1 protein-coding gene and 1 pseudogene are annotated in these 1,422 nt (G+C 65.6%); both read right to left on the bottom strand.

Features of this window, described 5'->3' with window-relative positions:
* A pseudogene (locus G7A99_RS17855) lies at positions 1–245 on the bottom strand (asparagine synthetase B); the annotation flags it as partial.
* Between the two features lie 196 nt (positions 246–441).
* On the bottom strand, positions 442–1,248 hold the full coding sequence (locus tag G7A99_RS17850) for a heparin lyase I family protein (RefSeq protein ID WP_163142707.1): 807 nt from the start codon (positions 1,246–1,248) through the stop codon (positions 442–444).
* Between the last annotated feature and the right edge of the window lie 174 nt (positions 1,249–1,422).

Here is a 1,422-nt window from a genome sequence, read left to right as displayed (position 1 = left end):
AGCGCGGCGAAATTGTAGATCTCGCCGTTGAACACCACCCGGTAACGTCCGCCCGGCGAGACCATGGGCTGGGCGCCGGCGGGGCTGAGGTCCTGGATCGCGAGCCGCGTGTGTGCCAGCGCGATACCGGCATCGGCGTCCACCCATACCCCGCTGTCATCGGGGCCCCGGTGACGCAGCGCCGCCGCCATCCCGCGGGCACGCTGGGTCAGCGCCGCGGTGGCAAGCGATTGCGCAGGGACCAACAGACCAGCGATGCCACACATCGGCGGTTACCCGGGTTGAAGAGCGTCTTGCCCCACATTCCGTTTACCACCGCGGGTACGGACTGGATAGCGTCACATGACGGACGTGACGAATTAGGCGAAAAGAGGCGACGGACGGGCGTGAAGTGACCCGTCCCCTCCGGCGCGGGCGCGCCGGGGGGACGGGTGGCAGGCGTTACTGTACCTCGGTATCAATTACCGTCGGCGGCTCCGGCGGCGCGGTGACATCGCCGCTCAGCGGCGTGTCCGAGACCACGAGGTTATCCAGGTAGAACACCGTACGCTGGTCGAAGCCGGAGTTCGCCCAGCCGAGCAGATAGGCCTCATCGAAGTAGTTCTGCCCGTCGCCGCCATACATGGCCACACCCGTGAAGTCGGCCATCTGCTCGCCGTCCTTCCACAGCTGGAGCACGCCGTCACTGGCCGAACCGCTGCTGGGGACCTTCACGTGAACGACAATCTTGTGCCAGCGCCCGAGGTCACTGCTGTCGATGAAGGAACCCGCACTGAGGATGCCCGCCTCGCTGCCGTAGTCATAGCGGTGGGCCATCAGGGTCGAGCCGCCGCTGCCGTCGGCATTCAACGAGAAATTCACCTGGAACCCCGGATTCGTGTAGGGGTCTCGATAGATGGCGATGAACTTGTTGTTGCTCGGACCGCTCTGGCTGCGATGGCTGTAGTTGGCCGGGATGTAGAGGTCGTAGCCGAACCACAGCTCGCGGTAGGCCTGACCGAGCTCCAGGCGCTGCTCGGCGAAGGAGTCGGAACCGTCGCCGACGCCGTCGTAGACGAAGGCCAGCGACGAGCTGCCGGAGTAGGCGTTGTTGGCGCTCACCGAAGCGCTGGTGCTGTACCCCCAGGAAATGCCGCCCTCGCTGCGGTTCAGACCGCCGCTCTCGAAACCGTCACTGAACAGCGTGGCCCCCTGCGCCGTGCCGACTGCGCAGGCGAGGGCGATCACGGGTATCCATCGTTTACTCATGGGATTGCGCTCACTCGTTGTGGCAAACAGATACGCCCGCATCACACGGGCGCCACCATCGCGGCGAGACGATATCAGCGAGACAAGGGCTCATCTGCGAGCCCCATCAACCCCATCATCGGAACCACATCACCCTATCCGGGTCGGCATCCGGCGCACCCCGCGCCCCCGGGG

This window comes from Arhodomonas sp. KWT (assembly GCF_010993615.1).
Note: the sequence above shows the minus strand (reverse complement) of the source record. Positions and strands in the feature narration are given on the sequence as shown.